This window comes from Aureispira sp. CCB-QB1 (assembly GCF_000724545.1).
Taxonomy (GTDB): Bacteria; Bacteroidota; Bacteroidia; order Chitinophagales; family Saprospiraceae; genus Aureispira.
On record NZ_JHBV01000034.1, the window covers coordinates 1 to 23,489 of the forward strand.

Annotated in this window: 5 protein-coding genes and 1 pseudogene; all 6 read right to left on the reverse strand. The window is 38.7% G+C overall.

Annotated features, from left to right (window positions below):
* A pseudogene (locus tag CG11_RS18125) lies at window positions 1–2,893 on the reverse strand (hypothetical protein); the annotation flags it as partial.
* Window positions 2,894–3,247: 354 nt separating this feature from the next.
* The gene (locus tag CG11_RS31010) at window positions 3,248–5,626 is read right to left on the reverse strand and encodes an OmpA family protein (RefSeq protein ID WP_052598253.1); all 2,379 of its coding nucleotides are present in this window, start codon (window positions 5,624–5,626) and stop codon (window positions 3,248–3,250) included.
* A gap of 32 nt (window positions 5,627–5,658) precedes the next feature.
* Window positions 5,659–6,585 carry a type IX secretion system membrane protein PorP/SprF gene (locus CG11_RS18135; RefSeq protein ID WP_052598254.1) on the reverse strand — a complete coding sequence of 309 codons (927 nt, stop codon included), beginning with the start codon at window positions 6,583–6,585 and terminating at the stop codon, window positions 5,659–5,661.
* Window positions 6,586–6,680: 95 nt separating this feature from the next.
* The gene (locus CG11_RS18140; RefSeq protein ID WP_052598255.1) at window positions 6,681–18,398 is read right to left on the reverse strand and encodes a gliding motility-associated C-terminal domain-containing protein; all 11,718 of its coding nucleotides are present in this window, start codon (window positions 18,396–18,398) and stop codon (window positions 6,681–6,683) included.
* A gap of 693 nt (window positions 18,399–19,091) precedes the next feature.
* Window positions 19,092–20,135 (reverse strand): OmpA family protein, encoded by a 1,044-nt coding sequence (locus CG11_RS18145; protein ID WP_052598256.1) that lies wholly within the window; start codon window positions 20,133–20,135, stop codon window positions 19,092–19,094.
* A complete protein-coding gene (locus CG11_RS18150) occupies window positions 20,135–23,437 on the reverse strand; it encodes a CHAT domain-containing tetratricopeptide repeat protein (protein ID WP_052598257.1) in 3,303 nt (1,100 codons plus the stop codon). Before CG11_RS18150 ends, CG11_RS18145 begins: the two co-directional genes overlap by 1 nt.
* Window positions 23,438–23,489: the final 52 nt, after the last annotated feature.

Here is a 23,489-nt window from a genome sequence, read left to right on the forward strand (position 1 = left end):
TGTTATAACCATTGGAACCATTATTGGTGATATAAATTCCAAATGAAGCACCGCCACTTCCACCACCAATACCACCAGCACCACCAGCGCCACCAGCGCCGCCGCCACCGCCACCATTTCCATTTCCAGATGGAAGTAGCCCACCGCCGCCACCGCCGCCGCCGCCGCCGTCTCCTCCTTGACCATTTTGACCATTAGACGCCTTTCGGATTTGGTAGACTCCTCCTATATGTTTTCCTGACGCTGCATCGGATCCTCTTTCTCCATTCGCTCCAGGACTCCCAGGAAAACCATTTCCCCCGCCAGTTCCTGTTCCAAGCAAAAGTGTACTTCCAGAAGCACCGCCCGAAGAAATTTGTCCACCTCCTCTTGGACCGCCACCAGCACCACCTGTACCACCGCTACCAGCAGCACCAACTACTGGCAAACCTCCAGCACCACCGCCACCGCCAGCACCGCCATGCATATTAGGGTATACACTAGAAGCCCCCATTCCGCCATTAGAATTTAGTGTACTTCCTCCCTGACCTCTTGGTGGTTCGGGTGGCAAACCACAAATCCCAAAACTTCCCCCACCGTTTCCTCCACTTCCTCCATCTACAAATACGCCTAATAAACTTCCAGAAACGCCAGTTGCTCCATTTCGACCATCTAAATTGCTTGATCCAAGAGGACCAGCCATTCGACCGCAACCATTCATTCCTACAGTGCCATCAGCAGCATCTCCAGCTTCTATTTCAACACGAGTAATATGGTAATCTTCTGCACCATTCAAATACAAGCCATAAGTCGAAATGCCCGATCCAGCAGGAGCATCATCGGTAGTAATGGTTAAATCTTGCAAACGAAAACCTTTGACACCAACAGCTTGAATGGCAACTAAGCGCTGGTTTAAGTTCGGTTTTCCATCAGGATTGGCTACTGTCCTATGAATGACAGTTCGCCCTTGGTTACTTGCTTTTACCCAGTTGATTGTTGGCAAAAAGCCACCTTCTAAAGTAATATTATCATATAAATTTAAAGCTCGGTTTATTGTATAAACTCCCTCTCCCATTTTGATAACCACGTTACCACAAACTGCACGTCGCAGAGCCTCATTTAAATTAGTTGGATTTGATTTAGTTCCTTTACCAGAATTAGGTGCTAAAGGAGTAACATAAATTTCAGGGCAAGTAACAGCAGGCGGATTAGGAATTACCCTTAACTCTATTGTATCTTCTGCCATACAAAAACCACTCGAAGTCTGGGTTTTTAAAGCAAACTTATAATTCCCTGGGGAGGTGTACATTCCAAAATCCAATCTGGATGTGGAGCCATTAACACTTCCAGAAGTGCCATTCGTAAAAACAGGATGCCCTGTCGCTGTTGTATTTAAATCAGACCAAGCAAACAGCAATCCATCTCTATTCACACCTCCAATTAAACTTACAGAACCACCACCACATACATTTCCTCTATTCGGTAGAATATCGACCACGGGATCTTCTACTGTCACGAGGACAGCATCTGTTGTTGGCGGGTCTCCATTCGAGTAAGTTAATGTCACTGTATAAAGCGTACTATTACTGACTGTTGCTACAGGGTTAGCAATATTGGGATTCGATAAGCCAGCTGCTGGTTCCCACTTAAAACTTTGTACCGCAGAAGAAGTTGTTCTTGCATTTAGATTGGCTTGCCCTCCTTTGCAAATAATAGTATCTCTTCCTGCATCAACAGCAACCCCTGGTGGTGGCAAGGGAGGAACATTAATCACATAAACATAAGTACTGGTTGCATACAAAGGGCATTTATTATCAAATATTTTTACTGTAAATTTATGACTACGTCCTGCGTCACTAGGGGTCGGAGTCCAAGAAAAATTTCCTTCTACTTGACTAGGCACAGCATTCGTCGCTACCGAAAAATTAGCGCCTGGAATCCCACGATTCCAATTCATTTTCACTGTATCTCCTATATCTGAATCTGTACCTTCGACAACAAATGACAAAGGATTTCCAACAGTAGCAGTTGCTCTATAACTAGTTGTTACATTGATTCCTGAAACAGTTGGCGAATTATTAGAACTGTTTCCTTTCGCTAAGTATTGAACATCTCGAACAACCGATCCTACTTTTACACCTCCTCGATACTCTTCTACCAAAACACAAAAAACAACTTGCTGATTGGGAGGTGAGGTAGTTCCAAACTCCATCTGTCCTGTTTCAGGGTCTAGGGTCATACTTGGCGAGGCATCAATAGGGTTCGTTCCAGAAAAACCTGCCCCTGTATCATAATCCACAGGCACTCCTGGGCTTTCCATACAATCCACTAAAGAATATACCAATGAATCACCATCTGTTTCTAAAACGCCATTATTATAAATATAAGGATTGTTTCGCTCGCCTATCATTTTAGGAATAGCCAAAAATTCTGGAGAATTATTTAATAAGCCTGCCGCATTATTAATTTCTGCATAAATATACAATCCTCCTGGAGCCGAATTAAAAGAACTAATGGTTCCTGATCGACAACAATGCTGCCAAGATACTGTTGCATTATTACACCCCACAGGCAATGTAAACGTTCCTTTGTAAACATATTCTTCCACACCAAAAGGTCCCCCTCCACTACAAGACGTATTTCCTGACGTACACTTTGGAGTAATATCTACTCGGCTTACAAATGCAAGGTTGATGCTACCTGAACTTGGAGAACAGGCACCCGACCAGTTGACGGTTTGAGAAGAAAGTGACAAAGGAGTACTGGAGCATTCCCGATACGCTGTCAAGGTCACTTCGTACGTGTTGGTTCCTAAACACTGATAAGTTAAACTAGCACCAAAAACAGCAAAAGAAATTGGAGTAAATAAAAAATATAATGGAATTATTAAAACTAATGGTATCTTCTTTATCATTATAATAAGCTTTTATTAAGGGACGGAAGCTATATATATTTATTAATTTAAACAATAGAACATAAGACATTAATGGATAAAAAAAGGATATTTAACCAAATACTGCGCTGTAAGTCCTATATGTTATCTATAATTGTTTTTTATATTTCAATAGTTCATCAAAAAAACGAAGCATTATCGCAATTAAACTTTCACTATTAAATCAATACAAATATTTTTTTTTATCTTTTATTCATAAACAACAAACAAACTATTAATATTTATAATTAATATTTAAAAACCCGAAAACCTGAACAATTACACATTGTAATATTTTCAGACTTTCGGGTTTTAGAGCATTGATATATATTATTTTTATTCAACTTTTTCAAACTTTGTAATAAGGACTTCTGTTCTCCTATTTTCTTGATGATCAGATTCAGAGCAAAATGTGCATTTATTCTTCAAGCGCTCCTCTCCGTAGCCTACTGCCTCTATCCTATTCGCTGCAATGCCTTTTTTAACTAAATAATCCTTAGCGCTTTCTGCTCTTTTTTGTGCCAACACTTGATTGTACGCATCAGAACCTCTAGTATCTGTATGAGAAGATAGCTCTATTTCCATAGATGGATATTTATTCATAATAACCACCAAATCTTTTAAATCACTGGCGGCATCTGGGCGGATATTCCATTTATCATAATCATAAAAAATGCTCTTTAGCTCAATAACATCCCCCTCTTTGATAGATTTTTCCACCTCTTTGTTTGTTAACAAAAAGGGATCTCCTAAACGATCAAAATTAGGTTTCATTTCCATCTCTAGTTCGATTCCTCTATTACAATCATCTTCCGTCAACAAAGAGATTACTTGATTATCGCCAAAAAACTTATTTTTCTTAGATTTAACGACATACTCACAACCACATTCTAATGGGAAGCCAAATTCTCCATTGTCTGCCACTTCCATAACCAATTCTTCACCAGAACAACGGTTTAATAGAATAACACTTGTTTTAGGCAGAGGTTTATCGTATTCCACATTTAATACTCTTCCTTTGACGTGCGTAGGGGGTAATGGTGTATTAGGATCATAAATGTAATTGACAGGGGGAATGTCTGTTGTATTGTACATTTTTCGAGTTGATGTACTGACAACAACCTCTTCTTCCAAGGCAATCGTTCCGTCTCTAGTTAAACCAATACAATATTCATCTAACCCATCTATATCTTTAGGCATAATAAAGTAATCCGAAACCGTCAAATAACCTTCGCGAATGACTTCTATAAAATAAGGGTCTCCTGCTCTTAACTTACAAGTAGTATATCCATATTCATTGGTAATACTTTCTACAGCGGGTTCTTCTCGTTCTGTGTCTCGTTTGACACTTACTTTGGCTTTGTCTAAACGCAATCTAGAATCATCGTCATAAATACAAACATCAATATTCATACTTGGCAATGGCGCTACTCCGTCCAAACCGTCTTTTATTTTGAAGTAATACAAATCATCCTCTCCACTACCTCCATCTCGACTAGAAGCATAATATCCCTCTGTTTTATCTTGGTTAATAATCAATCCAAAATCGTCTCCAGGTGAATTGATAGGTGAGCCCACATTGAAAGGAAACTCCCACAAAGAATCGGGGTGGTTATAAACTTGTGTTGCCATAAAAATATCCAACCCTCCCAAACTAGACCAACCGTTGGAAGCAAAAAACAACGTTCCATCTTCGTGAATGAAGGGGAAAACTTCATCTCCAGGCGTATTAATTCTAGATCCCAAGTTAACAGGTTTCTGCCATTTCCCTGCCTTTAATCTAGATGCCCAAAGATCCATTCCTCCATAACCGCCTTTCTCATTGCTTGCAAAAACTAGAATCGTTTCATCTTTGGTCAAAGCTGGATGTGCTTGATCTACATCTGCCTTATTAAATGGAAACTCTCGTTCGTTCGTCCATTCTCCACTGACAAAGTCAGCCATGTACAAGTTTAGTTTTGTTGTACCATCCTTACTTTTCCCTCGTTTTCCTTTGTAAAAATCATTTCGAGTAAAATAAATTGTTTTTTGATCCTTGCTAAACACACTAGGACCTTCGTGCAACTCCGTATTTAATTCATCAGCAAATAACTCAGGCTCTTCAAACGAGCCATCTTCGGCTCTTTTGGCATAATACAAATCCATGTAATTATCGTTCAACCAACGGTCTCTCTGTTCGGTTTTGTTACGAGTTGAAACGAATAAAATTCCATCATTATAATACATGGGGCTAAATTCTAATTTAGGAGAATTCAGCACCTTTTCATTTTTGAGTTCTACAGGACCAATAGAACGCAATTCTGCAATTTGATTACAAGCTTCCCAACCCATTTTAGCACGTTGGTCATAAGGTTTACCGTTCGCTTTATCTTGTAATTGCTCATCACAAATCCTAAAATGATTTCTAGCTTCTAGATATCGCCCATTGGTCTGTAATGCTTGTGCATAATATAGATGAAATAATGGTTCATTATCTTCTTGTTCTATCAAAATGCCGTACAATCTCTCTGCACTACGACTATCGCCAATTTTTCGGCTACTTTTGGCCATTCGAATCAATGTTCGACGATCTAGCTTTTCAATATCCTCCTTATTTTGCATTTCCAAATACACACCATAGCCTTTGGACTCAAATTGTTTTTCTGCTCTACTTTTTTGTGCCCAAAGCGTTGGTGTAAAGAATAGGATAAAAATTATGTATACTATATTTTTCATTCAAAAATAAAATTTGTCACACCGTATTATGGTTAAAAAAATCGAGGATTATTTACTTTTTCCGTTTTCTTCAAAAAACAATACTCTACCATTACTTCTATGGTTCCTGCATTGTATTGTTGCAGTTGACTAACGGTAATATCATAAGCAAATGCAATTTGTAACGATGGCGCAATTCTCCATTGAAGCATCATATCAAACGAATCTCCCAAGCGGTACGTTACCCCTGCCAAAACTTTTTGAAAAAAGACAAAACTTAAGTTAATATCTAAATCCAACGGTGCATTAACCACATACTTAAACAATAAATTGGGTTGTATTTGTACATTTTTGGCAATATCAAAAGATAATCCTCCCATTAAATAATAGTGTTGCTTAAGTTTGGGTTCAATATTAACTGTTGTATTGGTGCTAAAATCTAACTTATTCTCAAAAAGATGCGGTACCGACAAGCCTCCATACCAATGTTTGGCTTGATAATAAATTCCTGCTCCAAAATTGGGCAAAACCTTACTGGTCATTCCTCCTGGAATAGAGTTGTCAAAAGACTGCGTAGGATCGGCTTCATCCCATCGAATTTGCATGTATGAAATGGAGCCTCGCAAGCCTAAGCTTAAAAAGTTTTCGTTCTTAAATCGAATGATATAGGCATAATTCGTCTCTATATCCACTTTATCAGTGAATCCAATTTGGTCATAAGTGACAGAAAGACCTAAACCCAATCGCTTTTTCCATACAGCTCCATGTGCATTCAAGGTAGCCGTTTGGGGAGCTCGTTCAATCCCAATCCACTGTTTTCTATACAATGCAGATAAACAAACTACTTTTTTACTGCCTGCATAAGCAGGGTTGTAGTACATTTTGTTAAACATGAATTGGGTATACTGTGCATCTTGTTGCGCCCAAGCTGTTGCCCAACACCCACAAATTATTATAAAAAGGAAACTATATCGTCTCATATTTTTGATGCGTTTTGCTTACATTTTAGTTTTAACATTAGTCCGCTTCATTCAAATACCACACTAATTTTTAATTCTCACTTCATTACTCCAACTTACCGTCGTAACTCTACAGATCCCTGTATTTGTTCTTGATCACCTATTTTTATAATATAAAAGTAGGTGCCGTCAGGCAAGACTCTTCCCTGGTGAGTTCCATTCCATTGATTTTGATAATGATCAGATTGATAAACTAAATCTCCCCAACGGTTAAAGACCAATAGTTTTGCGACTTGTGCGTTATCTAGGCAAGACACCTCAAATAAATCATTGACCCCATCTTCATTGGGGGTAAAAATATTAGGAATATCACAGTCCAAAACGGGACTAATATCCAACAGTACCAACGCTGTATCACAGTTAGAAGGACAAACAGGATTGCAAAGTTCGTAAATAAAGCTCTGATTATTAAGTACTCCTTGTAAATTTAATTCAAATTCGCCATTATTTAGGTTCACCATCTGCCCTTCGTTCATTGGTGTGTTGATATAAATGTCCCAATTGTTGGTTAAAACATCATTGGTACGAACATTAACCACAATAGCAGAATTACTTGGTACCACACTAAAATGATCTGCATTGGCAATTGGACTCGCCCCTCCTAATATAACTAACATAGAATCTGCACTATAGTTGACACAAGCACCATTGGACAATGTCCAAATAAACAAGGTCGTATCTTGTTGTAAATTAGTTACAATAGTATTCGGTTGGTTTGGTGTAATAATAACAGCAGATGTATTCGTTGTCCAAATCCCTGTCCCTATGGATGGACTAGTCGCATTTAAGAGTAATGTATCTTGACTACAAGTAACAATATTTCCTCCTGCTTGAGCTGAAATACTAGGTGCCACCGCTATATCAATTTCAACGGTATCTGTCGAATGAATCCCACAAGCACCATTATCAAATTCCCAAACAAAGGTGTAGCTATTTCCAGGAATCAAACCTGTAATAGGGCTTAATGGATCGTTGATATTCCCAATAGTTGCTCCCGTAGCAGCTTGTGCAGGCGACTGTGTCCAAGTACCGTTACTCAAAGTAGGATTACTTCCCGTCAAGGTAGTGGTAGATATTCCACATAAATTTTGATCTACCCCTGCATTCGCAATATCCGTACTTTGAGGAGCAACAACAACAATCAAAGAATCGGTTGAAATACTAGGACATGTTGCATTGGACAATGTCCAATAGAATACATTCGTGCCAATAGGTAAGTTAGCAACAAACGTTGTCGCAGCAGTCGGATTTACAATTGTTGCTCCAGAGCTTGTTGTCCAGACTCCAGTTGTATTGGCAGGAGGAATGGTAGCTGTTATCGTCGTTGTATCTATGCCACACAAGTTTTGATCAGCACCCGTTATAGCAACTGCGGAGCTATTGTTGTAAAGCGTTACAGTAGTAGCGTTCGATTGTGCAGTACAACCATTTAGAGTCACAACAACATAATAACTTCCTGTATCGGCTAGCGTTACGTTATTTAAGGTATAATTCTGCCCTTGCCCTATACTGGTACCCAATGGCAATTTATACCAATTGTATGTAGCTCCAGTAATCGTAGAAGCCATTAATACAATAGAATCTCCTGTACAACCAGGGCTACTATTGGATGCAATTGGGGCATTCGGCAAGGGATTGACCTCTACCACAACACTTCCTGGCAAAGAAGGACAATTATTATTATCCACAACAACCAAATAGTAGGTTCCTGAATCCAAGGTTGTTACAGCAAAAGGATTAGGATTTTGTACACTTGCAGTAAATCCATTCGGTCCTGTCCAACTATAACTATTTGCTGATGTCGTTGTAAACAAGGTTAATATATCTCCTTCACACAATGCCGTATCCACAGGCATATTCGGAGCTAAAGAGACAGGGTGAACTGTTACAACCGTAGAATCTAGTGCGGTACAGCCTGTTGCGGTATCCAATACTTCGACATAAAAAGTTGTCGTGTTTGTAACATTGGGAACCGTTACATTGGCACCAATACCCTCCGCTTGATTCAAAGCAATATCTCTATACCAAGTTATAACGGGGGTTCCTGAAGTTACTGTTGCGGCTATTGATAAGGCTACTGTATCGCCTGTACAAATAGGTCCTGTATTAGAAATATTCGTAATATTCGGCTCTGAACCAACCGCAACGGTTATGGTATTAGAAGTAGAACGACAACCTGTTATGGTATCAATGCAGATCATATACCACGTAGCATTGCCATAACTGTTATCATTCGGTGGAATTGTAGTCGTAGTTCCTATCGTCCATAAATTATTTCCGCCACCTGGCGTTCCCAAGACAGCGGCGCTATTCCCTAAGGGACCAATCCATTGAGCTTGTCCACATAGACCATTAGAACTCAAGACCAATGTATCACCATCACAAATTGGACTATTGCTGACTATCGTTGGTGACAAAGGAACATTATTAATTACAATTCTAAACGTGGTATCCTTGGATATACATCCATTTGAGTCGATCACTGAAAGGCTATACAAACCTGAATCTAATACGGTTGCACTAGGTGTAAGTAGTGGATTTTGAACAGTATCAGCAAAGCCATTACTACCACTCCAAAAATAATTGACCGCTATTGTTGGGGTAGAGAAAACAATTGAATCGCCTACACAATGTTGAGTATCTATAGCAATTAGTGGGGCATTGGCTAATGGATAGGTCGATACTGCTGTAGGTATTGGGTCGGATGTACAACCACCTCCATTGGTTATTACCAAATAAAATGTCGTATCGGTAGTAATATTAGATACCGAAGGATTTGTACCTGTGCCCGCTATATTCGTTAAGGTAGAATCTGCATACCAAGTATAACTAGTAGTTACTCCTATAGGAGCTGTACTTAGGTTAACGGTTCCTCCAACACAAATAGGTCCATCACTTGCTGTTGCTTGTGTATCTGGGTTTGGAACAATTATTACCAAACTAAAATTGGAGGTGCTAAAACAACCTGTCAAGGTATCTATACATCGTATGCGCCACAAACCACCTGTATGATTCGTGTCGCCTGGAGGAATCGCGATATTTCGACCAGATACAGCATAGTTGACTCCATTGGGTCCGATCCATTCTACGGAATCGCAATGGGTCGTAACGCTATCGGAACTCAAGAACAGTGTATCGTTAGCACACAAATACAAAAAACCTCCTATCGTTGGCTCATCAGGTAAGCTATCTACAATTACATGCAAACTCGTATCTGCGGATAAACAGCCATTAAACCCAACAATAGAAAAAGTATAGGTTCCTGTATCTGATAACGTTGCATTGGATATAATTGGATTTTGCTGTGTCGATGTAAAGCCATTGGGACCTGTCCAAGAATGCCCAAACAAGGAAAATTGTCCAGTCAACTGAATGTCCTCTCCTTCACACACTCGAACATCTGATCCAATTCCTGGCGCAGGAGCCAAAGGATGTACATTAACTGTTGTTTGAGCCAAAGGCGAAACACAACCATTACTATTAATCAACACTACATAAAAGGTACTATCCGTTGTTATGCTATCTACACTAATAATTTGTGTCCTTCCAATTGTATCTGTTCTCAGTGAATCGGAGAACCATAGATAACTTGCCCCTGACACAAAATTAGCTGTTAAGCGCACACTATCATTCAAACAAACAGGACCGTTATTGATAGCACTAGGTCTAGCTAAGGTTTGAATGCTAACAGCAACTATGTTGGACCCTATTTCACATCCCGAAGAAGTGTCCACACAGAATACTTGCCAATTTCCTGCTGCATAAGCACTACTATCTGATGGGATAACAGCATTTGCTGTAGGCAAAATACGATTCCCAGGACCAATCCAATAAGCTGAATCACAACTTCCTGCTGTTGAGTTTAAGAATAAAGTATCTCCTTGACATATAGGGCTCGGAGCACTAGCCGTTGGAGCTACTGGTGGATTGCTTACATACACAAAAATACTTGTATCAGGAGAGTAACATCCATTAGCATCTACTACCTGTAGTGTATATAGTCCCTCATCCGCAGTAGTCACAGGACCAATATTGGGGTTTTGTTGCAAAGAAAACACGCCATTTGGTCCTGTCCAAGTATAACTTGTTGCTGGATTAGTTTGAAATTGGATAAAATCATTAATACAATTTGTTGTATCCACATCTATAGGAGGCGCAGAACTTGGCGGGTGTACCAAAACAATATTTGTATCCATAAAATAATTACATCCCAGAGCAGTTTGAACTACTAAAGCAAAAAAAGTATCACTGACAATATCAGGTATCACTACCATTTGCCCTATATCGGCAATGGTTGTATCGCCCCTAAACCAAAGATAGCTAGTAGCTCCTGCTATTGAAGCAGTACTTAACGTAACACTGTCCCCTATACAGACTGGACCAGAATTTGACAATGCTCCTGCGGTAGGTATTGTTTCTATTCTAAAAATCGTGTCCTTGCTGCGTTGGCATCCTGTTAAGGTATCTGTAAAAATCACGGTCCATTGCCCAAATTGATAATAAATACTATCGCTTGTAATAATGACCAAACTATCTGTTTGGAAGGTATCACTGTTAGGTGTGACCCATTCAATGCGTACATTCGTAGGTTTGTTGCTTCCAAATACCAACGTATCTCCATTACAAGTCGTATCATTGCCGAACAGTAGTGGTGTTGGAGGTGGTATGCTCACATCTACTTTCATGCTTACCCTAGGTGCAGCACAGCCATTGCTATCTATTAAAAACAAATGGTAAGTCCCTGAATTTACCAAGCTTGCATTGGGGATAATTGGTTTTTGTTCAATGGAGGTAAAACCACTAGAATCTGTCCAAAAATAAGTACTTCCTAATGTTGTTGTTGTCAAGTAAATCGAATCTCCTTGACATACAATTTGATCGGCTCCTATATTAGGAATTGAAGGCACTGGTGCCACAATGATGGTATCTATAGCGACTGGTGAAAAACACCCGTTGGCTTCTTGTCGAAGGTAAACAATAGAGTCGTTGCTGGTGGTATTAATCATTAGTGTGTCTCCAACTCTTATTGAATTGTTTAACAAAGAATCTGAATACCAAACACTGGAAGCCCCAAATGCTGTTGAGGTGATTAAAATAGCACTATCTCCAAAACAAACTGGATTGTTGTTGTTAATAATCGGCAAAGATGGTGTTGGAACTATATTGACTCCTAATACATTGGAAGAGTCAAAACATCCTGATATTGTGTCATAACAAAATAATTGCCAAGTAGCATTGCCATATCCTGCGTCTAAATCACTTATTCCCAGCACATTTCCATTACCTAACAAGGTATCTAATGCGCTCACCCACACCGTACTATCACAAGTCGTATTGGAGCTAAACAAGATACTATCTCCGTCACAAACATTCCCCCCTCCTGTAATGATAGGAGCTGTTGGCAGGGCATGTACAAGAATTGTAATGGAGTCTACAGGTGAAGGACAACCATTTCCATCTACTATAAATACACGATAAATCCCACTTTGACTAGGCGTAGCGGTTGTAAGTGTAGGGGATGTACTTGTGGAAGCAAAACCATTGGGTCCCATCCATTCGTGACCAATAGAATAATTCAGCTCGGATAAGTTAATATCCTCTCCTTCGCAGATTACAGAATCTAATACATCAATGTCAGGAGTTCCTAAGGCAGGGTATACCAATACTTGTGTTGAACCTATCGTACTACATCCAAACGCATCTTTTACCTCCACATAAAAAGTGGTATCGCTTGTCAAACTATCAACCACTATCACCGTTCCTGTACCTACTGTATCTGTCAGTAAAGAATCTGTTGACCAAATATACGTAGAAGGATTGCTTTGTTGAGCAATCGATAAGGTTGCGTTACCATTAAAGCAAATAGGACCATCATTGGTTGGAGTAACACCTGAAGGTGGATTATTAACATTTACTCTAAACGGATTTGAAAAGTTAGATTCACAACCCGTCGACCGATCAAAACACCTTACTTGCCAATGATTAGAGGGGTCGTATCCTGGCATTCCTGGTCCTATGACCAATGAAGGATTATTGACGGTTGATAAGACGACAGAGAACGATAAATTGCTCCATACCAAGCTGTCACAACTACCACCTTCTAAACGTATTGAATCTCCTTGACAAACAAGGCTTGTTCCTGTGATTGTAGGGATGCTAGGTGTTGGATTAACCAAAATAAACATAGCAGTATCCAAGGATTCGCATCCATTTCCATCGGTGGCGCTGATGGTGTAAATTCCTGTTGCACTCGTATCTATTGGAAAAACGAACGGTGTCGTGCTTGTGCCACTACTTGAATAGCCATTGGGTCCCGTTACATCATAGATGGTTCCTGCGGGGTTCGGAGGGTTGATAACAAATTGAATAAACGAATTGGAACAAACCGTATCTTCTACAGATACATTAGGGGTCGCTGGTCTTGAATGGACAGTTACATGAGTCGTATCAAAATTACTACAACCATTCACTACAATAACACCATAAAAGATGGTATCATTTTCTAAGCCGCCAATGGAGATGCTTGACACGGTATCAATTCTAGTGCTATCAAAAGCAAACCATTGGTAAAAAGCCCCTGCCACCAAAGACATACTTAAATCGACAGTGTCTCCTGCACAAATAGGACTATTATTAGCAAGAATAGGTTGCCTTGGAAGAGGTTTTATTGTTGTTGTCAACGTATTGGATATTTGAGAGCAACCTGTAACAGTATCCACACACAATACGGTCCAGTCTCCATCCAGATAATTTACATCAAAACTATCTATAAAAATACTATCGCCACCAACAAAAGTAGCTCCTGAGGGACCTTCCCAGATTAATTCGTCACAAATTCTATCGGATGCCAAAAATAGGGTATCTCCATCACAGATAGCAGTAGTTTGAGCTGTAATATTCGGAGCAGCTGGTAATCTATGAATAATTACCTGTATAGAATCTGCTTCAGAAGGACAACCATTGGCATCTTCTATAACTAAAACATAATATCCACTGTCTGCTAATGTAGCAGGATATATCAGTGGTTCTTGTTGAGTCGAATTGAATCCGTTTGGACCTGTCCATTCATAAACAGGTTGTAACGTTGGCGTGCTCAACTCCAAGGTATCAAATTCACAAACTTCTATTGTATCGGGCAGAATTGGGGGATTAGGTTGAGTATAAATACTCACGTGAGTAGTATCGGAATTGGTACAACCATTTAATTCTATAGACAATAAGAAGATGGTGTCACTCGTAATATTTGGAATATCTATAATATTTCCTGGTCCTATAAATAGAATAGAATCTTGATCATACCATCTGTAAAATGCTCCAGCTACTATTGGAGTACTCAATTCAACCGACTCGCCAAAACATACAGGTCCATCATTATTTATAGCTGGTTTTAAAGGGATTGGGCGAATATGTGCTATATGATTCGACAACAAAGACTGACAACCTGTTGCCGTATCTATACAAGAAGCTGTCCAATTCCCTCCATCTTGATAATTAGGCGTTCCAGGAAGAACAACAAGGGTATCTCCCGCTATAAATGATACTCCCGAAGGACCAGTCCATTCAATTGCACCACAAGTACCCGAAGCAACTAATATTAACGAATCTTCATCACATATTGGATTGCTTGAAATAGAAGGGGGATTGGGTAATGGATTTACCGTAACATACACGGTCGTATCAGGTACATTACAATTATTGGTATCTACAATTGATAGCGTATAAGGACCTCCATTTGAAGGGGTCGCATTATTAATTCTAACTGTTCTATTGTTAACAGTCCCTCCTGACGGCAAGGTCCATCGATAACGATTAGCGATGGTAGATGTAGTTACTGATAATGTATCTCCTTCGCATATTTCGAAATCCGCAGGAACATCAGGCTTAGGTGAAACAGGATGTACTCGAACTAATGTACGTCCTATTGAAGAACAATTTCCTATGCTCACTTCTACATAGAATATAGAATCTGTAGTAATATTAGGAACCGTTGGGTTGGGTCCCGTACCTGGAATTGTTGGTATCGTTAATAATGAATCACTAAACCAATTATAACTTGCTCCATTCACCAAAGGAACCCCTAGGCGAACTTCGTCCCCCATACAAACAGGACCATTATTAAAGCCATTAACAAAAGGTGGACTAGGGTCAATTTGAACGTTAACGAAATTAGACGTATCAACACATCCTGTTAGAATGTCTTCGCATATAAAACGCCAGTTTCCGCCTCCATAATTTGGATCTGTAGACAACAACGTTAGCGTATCTAAAGAGGTTGAAATGGCTGCTCCATTGGGTGCCAACCAAACACTTTGAGAACAGCCACCAGAATGATATAATTCTAAATCTTCTCCACGGCAAATAGGGCTATTCGTCTCTGCCAATGGGGCAATTGGATTGGCATTAATAGTCACATGAACCGATGTATCTGGTGAAGTACAGCCATTCGTATCAACAATAGATAAGGTATAAATCCCCGAGTCAGCTAAGACACTAGGAGTGATTGAAATGGTTTGTTGGTTTGGCAAGGTATGGTTAGGGTGGCTCCATCGAAATGTATCTGCATTTACGGTTGTGTACAAATAAATTAAGTCGCCTTCGCAAATCGTCATATCTGGAGATATATCTGGTCTAGGGGGATTAGGACTAACCACTACATTTACCAACCCCATTTGAGACCTACAATTAGGAGTGCTGTATTCTACATAAAATGTTGTGTCACTTGTTATTCCTGGGATGGTTACATTATTACCAAAATAAATTGGTCCCCCAACCCTACTAGGATTTTCATACCAATTTACATTGGCTGTTAGTACAAATGGTACCGACAAACTAACGCTCCCGCCTACACAGACAGGACCATTTATCACAGGGTTAGGTCTCGGAGGCGTTGGCACAAGGCTAACAAACAAGGGATTTGAAGTTGCGGTACAACCAGTTAACGTATCGGTGTATTCTAATGTCCATATTCCAGATTGATAATTGGCATCACCAGGATTAACATCTACAAAATTAAATGTTCCTGTTTGATCTACAACAGGTCCTTGCCACAACAATGCCGTATTAGACACCAAATTTTGATCTTCTATACGAATGGTACTGCCATCGCAAATAACTCCCCCACCGATAATAGAAGGTGGATTGGGAGGTCTATTGACCTCTATATACAAAGAAGTATCTTCAGAAAAACACCCCGTAATAGTATCTTCTACCTCTAAAAAATAAACACCTTCATGGATAGAAGTTGCACCAAAAATAGTTGGTGACTGTAGATTAGATCTAAATCCACTAGGACCAGCCCAATGGTATCGAATATCTCCAACTGTATTTGTTGTTAAATAAATTGTGTCTCCAATACAAACCATCGTATCTACGGCTTGAATGTCGGGCGCAGCTATTGCTGGATTCTGTGTTATAAAAACATTATCACTCGTCGTACAACCATTATCATCTATAACCGTAATAATATAAGGTGTACTTGTTGCTCGTAAGTCAACTGCTGTTGGTCCCGTTTGACCATTGCTCCAATTATAAGTATAATTACCTACACCGCCACTACCTGCTCCTGTAGCTTCTCCTGTAGAATCGCCAAAACAAACTACGTGTACAATATTTGTGATGTTAACATTCAAAGGAGGTGGATTAAATAAGTCTACAGAATCAACTGCTGAGCAAGAATTAGCATCTGTTACCGTCACAATATATCGTCCAGCACCTCCAATAACAGTAGGTATTGTTGCTCCTGTATTCCATGAAATACTGTAGCCTCCAACACCGCCGCTTGATAAAGCACTCGCCTCTCCATCAGCTGCACCAAAACAACTAATATTAGCTCCATTATAATTCGATGAAACAATCGCATTGACAGAGACTGGCGTTGTAGGTTCTGTCAATGTGTGACAAGTAACATCAAAACAACCGTTTTGATCGGTTACTGTAACGCAGTAGTTGATATTTGCTTTCAAATTAATTGCAGTCGCTGTCGTTTGTCCTCCCGCTGCGGCATCCCAAAGGTAAGTGTATCCTGGTACACCTCCAGAGCCACCTACGGTAATACTTCCTGTAGAATCGCCATGGCAAAGAATATCGGTAGAGTTAACTACAAAAGCTTGAATTGGGCTTGGTGCCCCAATATTCACAAAAACACTGTCTTTACAAGTATTTGCATCTCGTGCCACCACTTTATAAGTTCCTGGTGACAAGCTAACAGCAGTGCTTGTTGTTTGATTACCAGCTCCAGCATCCCATTGATAACTATAAGGACCAATTGTTCCTGTTGCAATTGCTGTTGCTGTTCCATCATTCGTATTTGAACAAGTAGCATCGGTTTGCCCACTAATCGAGACAACAGGTCTAGGATTAACGGTCACTATAACTTGACTACTAGCACTTGTTGAATTTGAATAGTTGGCTGTTACGGTATATGTCGTTGTACTTGTTGGTGATGCCTTAGGATTAGGAATATTAGGATTGGACAATCCTGTGCTAGGTACCCACTGATACGTTGGATTAGGTCCTGCCCCAAATGCATTTAATCGAGCACTGTCTCCTAAACAAATACTTGTATCTGGACTAGTTGTAACAGGACTAGGCGGAGCGGGCAATACATTAACTCGGTAAGTCATAATTCGAGTCCCTATTCTAGGACAATTATTATCATCAACATAAATTGTGAATGTATGTACTCCTTGATCTCCCACAGCAGGTGTCCAGTTAAAATCACCTCGCACAGCATCTGGTCCAAAAGCTGTTGCTGGAGTCGTTGAGAATGTGGCACCAGATACCGTATTATCATAACGCATGGTCACATTAATATTCGGAGAGAGATTTCCTAAGTCATTTCCAATTACAAAGAAATTTAATGGCGTATTAATAGTTGCCGAAGTTTGATAATTTGTTGTATTATTAACACCTGACAAAGTGGGCAATACATGTGCACAGCCTCGGGTTCTAAGTTGAACATCTCTAACACGCCCCCCAATTAAAACCCCATTCCTATATTCTTGAACCAAAACACAAATAGGCGCATCTTGATTAGATGCTGAATTAAACTGAATGGCTCCTGTTTTATTATCTATTGTAAGAGATGGTCCAGACGTATTAATAGGATTGAGTCCATTGTAAGGAGCTACGTAATTAACATTTGTAGATGCTGCCCGACGACAATTGACCAAACTATACGCTAAGGAATCTCCATCTGGATCAATTGCTTTATAGCTATAATTGATTAGCTTATTTCTACAGCTAAAAAATAGAGGATCATATATAAATTGGGGGGCACTGTTAGGAGTTGTGAGACTCCCATCAAACCTTGCTTCTACGTAAAATGGTTGAGTGCTTGGTGATGATAACGTATTAATTGTATTCTGTCTAAACTGATATGCCCAAGACATCAATACATTGCTACATCCTCCTGACAATGATAGAACTCCTGTATACCGATAGTGATGTCGCCCCATAAATTGCCCCCCATTACAAGCATTAACAGAATCTGAACAAATTGGAGAAACATCTTTAGGATACCCTGAAGCCAAATTTACCGTAAATGAATTGGCGCTAACACCACAACTTAAATCTCGCCAAGAAACAACTTGGGCACCACTCAAGATAGATTGCTGACAATCAGCATAAACATCCAATGTAACTTCATAAGTATTGATTGTCAAATATCTGTACGACAGTTCTCCTCCAATGACCGATTGTCCTTGTACATTCGAAGGTAGAGAATAGGACGCAACAAAAAACAAGAAAATTATTTGTAAAGTTTTTAATTTCATATACTATAGCTATTTGAATATATACGTTTATATCATACCGTATTAGGTCGTTACTTTTTTAATAAAAAAGTAGCGTTCTATTGATACAGCAATCCATAAATCATTCTCTTTTATGGATATTGGAGTGTGTGGTATTTATCTTTAAATGGACTAGAGCTACGTTGCCTGTATTAAGCTGAATGCATAAGCTGCTAAGTTATCTCTTTTTTTATTGCATGGTCTATTTCATTCCTCACTAGATTTTTTTTATAAAAAACCGGTGCACAGTACCTCAAAGATAATCAACTCATTACAAGCTTACAAACTTCTTTTTTTTGTAATTTCAGATTATTTTAATAGATCATTTTATCAATATATTAGCAAGCTACTAGTTCCATAATAAAGATACCTATTCTTATAGTTATAGTTAGTTTTATAATAATCGGCTAATGTTGCAGTTGTTGCATGATTTCATCCATCACAATGACCAACTAGCACTCCCTTGCTATTTGTTCTACAATAAATGCTTCCTATTTTTTCAATATTGTCATCATGCCGTTCGAGCAGATTATTTTATATTTGCATCAATAGCAGACTACTTTGTGGTATTTCATGTAAACTATTGATTGATGTTCTTATAGTTTTCTCTAAACGATTATTTAATTAGGGTAAACTATTGTTAAAACGAAAATAATCAACGAGATGTGACCTTTCTTAGTCACTCTTCTCAAACAAAAAAGCCCCTTCTTTTACCAACAAGCTCACCCGATTATTAACAGCGTGTTCCCGTCTAGAGCAATTAACTCCATCAACACAATCATTTAAAATTTCATCTTCTCCTTTTAATTCAAAAACATACTGATTAACAGACACCCCCCGCTCTATCAGCTCTGCCTCTACTGTTTCCTTTCGTTTTTTACTAAGAATTAAATTTAATCGATCACTTTTTCGAGCATCTGTATGAATCTGAATTTCTATTTTCACATTAGGATTATCTCGAAGAATTCGAGTTAAAGTATCCAACCATATTTCACCTGAAAGTCGAACGGTTCGATCTATAAATTTCAAATTATACGCCTCTAAATCTAAAACATCTCCAGCTCTATAATTAGGTTTGGGCGCATTGGGTACAAAATTATAAACAAAGGGTATATTTCCAGAACCTGCACTAAGATCTTTCTTTTCGATACTTACTAGAGTATCCATCACACCTTCTATGACCACGTGCAATTCATAATCATTTCCTTTTACTGCCTTGATATCATAATCACCTGTAGCATCCAATACCTCTGTTCTTGTATAATTAGTTATTTTATTTTTTAAAGTAACCGTTCCCGTTTTTCCCTTAGGCATCACGATATTTCCTTTGATAGAGATAATATTTCTAGGACGTAGACTGATGCCCTTTTTATTTTGCTGGGTACGAGAAAAGTTTGCCGTTTTAACTTTTGATAACTGGGTATAAAAACCATCTTTTGATGTTTGTATCAAATAGCTTTTATCAGGTATCAAAGAAACAGTAATGACTCCAGCTGTGTCCGAGACAAATTCTCCTATAAATGTACTAACAGGTCGTTTTTGATTGCCAAAATCTTCTTGAAGTGTCAACGCCACCTTGGCACCATGCACAGGTGCTTCAAATGCAGCATTGCCAATATAAATAGCCGTTGGAACAGTAGAAGTACCATTCTGTGCTATTGACCATTGAGCAATCAGTCCTACAAAAAAAACGATATGTATTCGTATAAGTCTGTACATTAGTCTGTTCTTTTGTTCTTAAAGAAGGATACTCCAACTATTAATATTAATAATACAAGTCCTCCAATAGCCCAAGTTGTCCAAGCCCACCCTGAAGAGATTGTTTGCAAGCTATGCAATTGATCTGGTGTTCCGACTAAAATTAAGCCGCTCCAAAAATAAGGAACACAAATTAGTCCAGATCCTGCATCTAAAAAGTTTAACTTAGCTTTTTGCAATGCTTCAGCCTTAGGCAATCCCCTCATTAAATTTCTATAAAAATTCTCCATCAAAATCTGGGTAGCTTGATCCGATACAGGCCACAGCGTCATAGCAATATTAGGGCACCCTGCATATGCAAATCCTCTTGCTACAGACATGGCTCCTTCTCCTTTTTGTATCGTACCAACTCCTGTATTACAAGCACTTAATGCTACCAACTCTGCATTTAATTGCATATTATACAACTCATAAGTATGCAACAAACCATCTTCTACATCGTCCCCCAACAATACCAAACTAGAATACAATGGATATTTATGATTCAAAATACCATGAGTAGCAAAATGCAGCACCCCATAATTTTGTCCCTCTGCTTTAAAGATAGCTTCCGTTGCCGAAAAAGCATCGTAAACCTTACCATGCGTTAGTTTTCCAATCGTATTCACCTCTATGGCAGCATTCTCCAAAGGTGTCAACAACAAATCTTCATATTTGCTTTGTTTTTCTCGATTAGAGACTGTAAAAGATTCTACTTTAGAAAAATCTGGTGCAAACCCCAAAAAGCCTTCAGGCACGTTCGAATAATCGTGTTCCTTTGCATCCAAATACAAAGTTGCGGAGTAGTTATAAGTCACAGATGCTTTTCGGATCAAATAAGGTACCTCTTTGTATATATCATAATTCTTGTTATCTCCTCCCCCAAAAGATTGTGAAAGATTCGCAGTTGGAACCAATTCAAAAGGCAAATAATTCAATTCAGCATCAGGAATAACAACAATAAATTTTTTGTCCAAATATTTTTCAATAGGTTGTATCAACGTCTCGTAAAAGATATTACTATACTTAATGAAATCGTCCATTTTCTCTCCTTTCAGAGAACGAATATACCGCTGTACAGATTTTTTTAGTGGCTTTGGAGTTCGCATACACTTGTAAACAATTAACTCTTTATGCACTAAAATAACATGAATAAAAGAATCTACAATAGCATAATTTAAAAGAACATCATCCTTTCCCATCCGTTCTTGTAGTGCCTCACAACTAATTGGTTGTTGCTTGTATTTCATGCTATAATATTCTGGATAGGTTTTTTCAATATAATCCAAATACTTAGGATACTCTTCTTCTACTTGCGCCAAATTTGCTTCTAATTTTTCTAAGCGCACCTTATCCATTTTTCTTCCCTGCTTAGCCTCGTAATAAATCTCTCCACTCAAATAAGCAATATCTGTTTTTAGTTTATTCTCTTTTTCCACCACCCAATCAGGCACCCTAGAAACCTTCTGTGCTCTTAATTGCTGTACAGCTTGTAACAACAAAGCACTTTTAGAGGTCTCGATATAAACAAACAATTGATGCAAATAAGCTTTGCTTTTTGTTTTGCCATACAATGCACTTACCGTCTGAATCGCTTGGTGGCTAATCAGCTGAGACAATTCCGACAGTTCGTACTTAGCGCCCTCTGTTCGATAACTTGCTCTAAGTTTGACCAACATACTCATTGCCAAATCTGAAACATTTAATGCTCGTTGCAACTCTTGCTCTGTTCCTGTCCCATTGCCATTATAATACAAATACAATACAGATGCTTTTGTAATCGTAGAGTGCAGCAATTCATACGGATATTGCCCCTCGGCAGGATTCGGCAAATCATCTCCTTTTATTATTCGAGCCCCTGTTACGGTAGAAGCATTGATCGAACGATTAATAAAAGACAAAGCCCGTCCATAAGCTTTATTTTGAATCGCAATTTCACTAATAAATCGAGTTGCTTCAGCAACCAAAGCATGTTTTTCGGGATACACACTTTGCATCAAATCGAGTGCCTTGTTGTAGAAAATTTCTGATTTGTCATAATTGCGAGCAGAAAAATATAGATTCCCTTTGGCCATATAAATCTCTATCCTTGCAACGTCTTGTTCACTCCTCGAAAATTTATTGATTAAACGTTCTGCTCGTTCATAATTCAGCAAAGCAATGTTAAAGTTTTCGCTCAATGCATTGTTTCCCAAATGCTCAATTGCCTCCAATGCATAGTTTTCTAATTCTTGTTCCAAAGTCCAATCATCCGAAATGTTTTCGACTGTCTTTTTATACCAATACAAAGACTTTCCTGTAATTTCTAATTTTTGACAGATTTTTCCCTGTTGCAAAAGACCATCATAAATATCTTTGGGAGCTCCTCCTATTTCCAATTGAATTGACAAAGCTTCTCCATTTTGTTCCAAGGCATCTTGATAATCCTTTATACTCATGGCTATTGTCGCTAACATAGCTTTCGTTTCTGCCCGTTCTTTGGGCGACAAATCATATTCCAAAGCACTTTTTAAGTGCTCATAAGCCGTTTCGTATTCAGTATATTTATAATAAGAACGCCCTGTTTTAAAATCTAATTCTCCACGTTCACTAGAATCTGCTTGATTCAGCATTTTTCTATATTTGGCAGCAGCATCTTTGGGACTTAAAACATTATCGTATAAACTCCCCGCCTTCTTTTTATATTGATTGGTTAAATCTTGGTTCGTATCTTCTAATTTTTCGGAAGCATCAATCAAATCTTCATACGCCGTTAGAGCCCCTTGTTTGTTTCCTTGTTTGAGATAAAGTTCCCCTAAACTTTGTTGCAATTCAATATTAAAAATAGGAGAAAGATAATCTGGATTTTTTTTGGCAACTATTTCTGCCTCTTTTAAAAATGTATTGGCTTCTTTTTGTTCGTCGTAATACAGATGATATTTTCCCAAACACAATCTCAAATAAGCACGTGTCGCTTCGTTGTGTTTGGATTGTTCATTATAAAGTTCTTCTGCTCTTCTAAATGCTCGAAACGCCTCTTTCGGTTTGTCTTTATTTAGTAACACTATGGCTTCCATTGCTTTGGCAGCGATATAACCGTCTACTTCACCACTATTTTCATAACGTTTAGCAGACCGCTCAAAAGTAGCTTCTCCTGCTTTTAAATTACCTTTATAAAACTTATTTTCAGCATTTCTAAATACATTATAAGCTCCTTTGCTCTTTCCTGTTGAAGGCAACTGAGCATTCGTAATAGGGGTATAAAATAAAAAAAACAGGACGATAAATTTGACGTATATCTTCATTATATATTACAATTACAACAATGCTTCTTTTCTAGTATGGGGACGTGTAGAA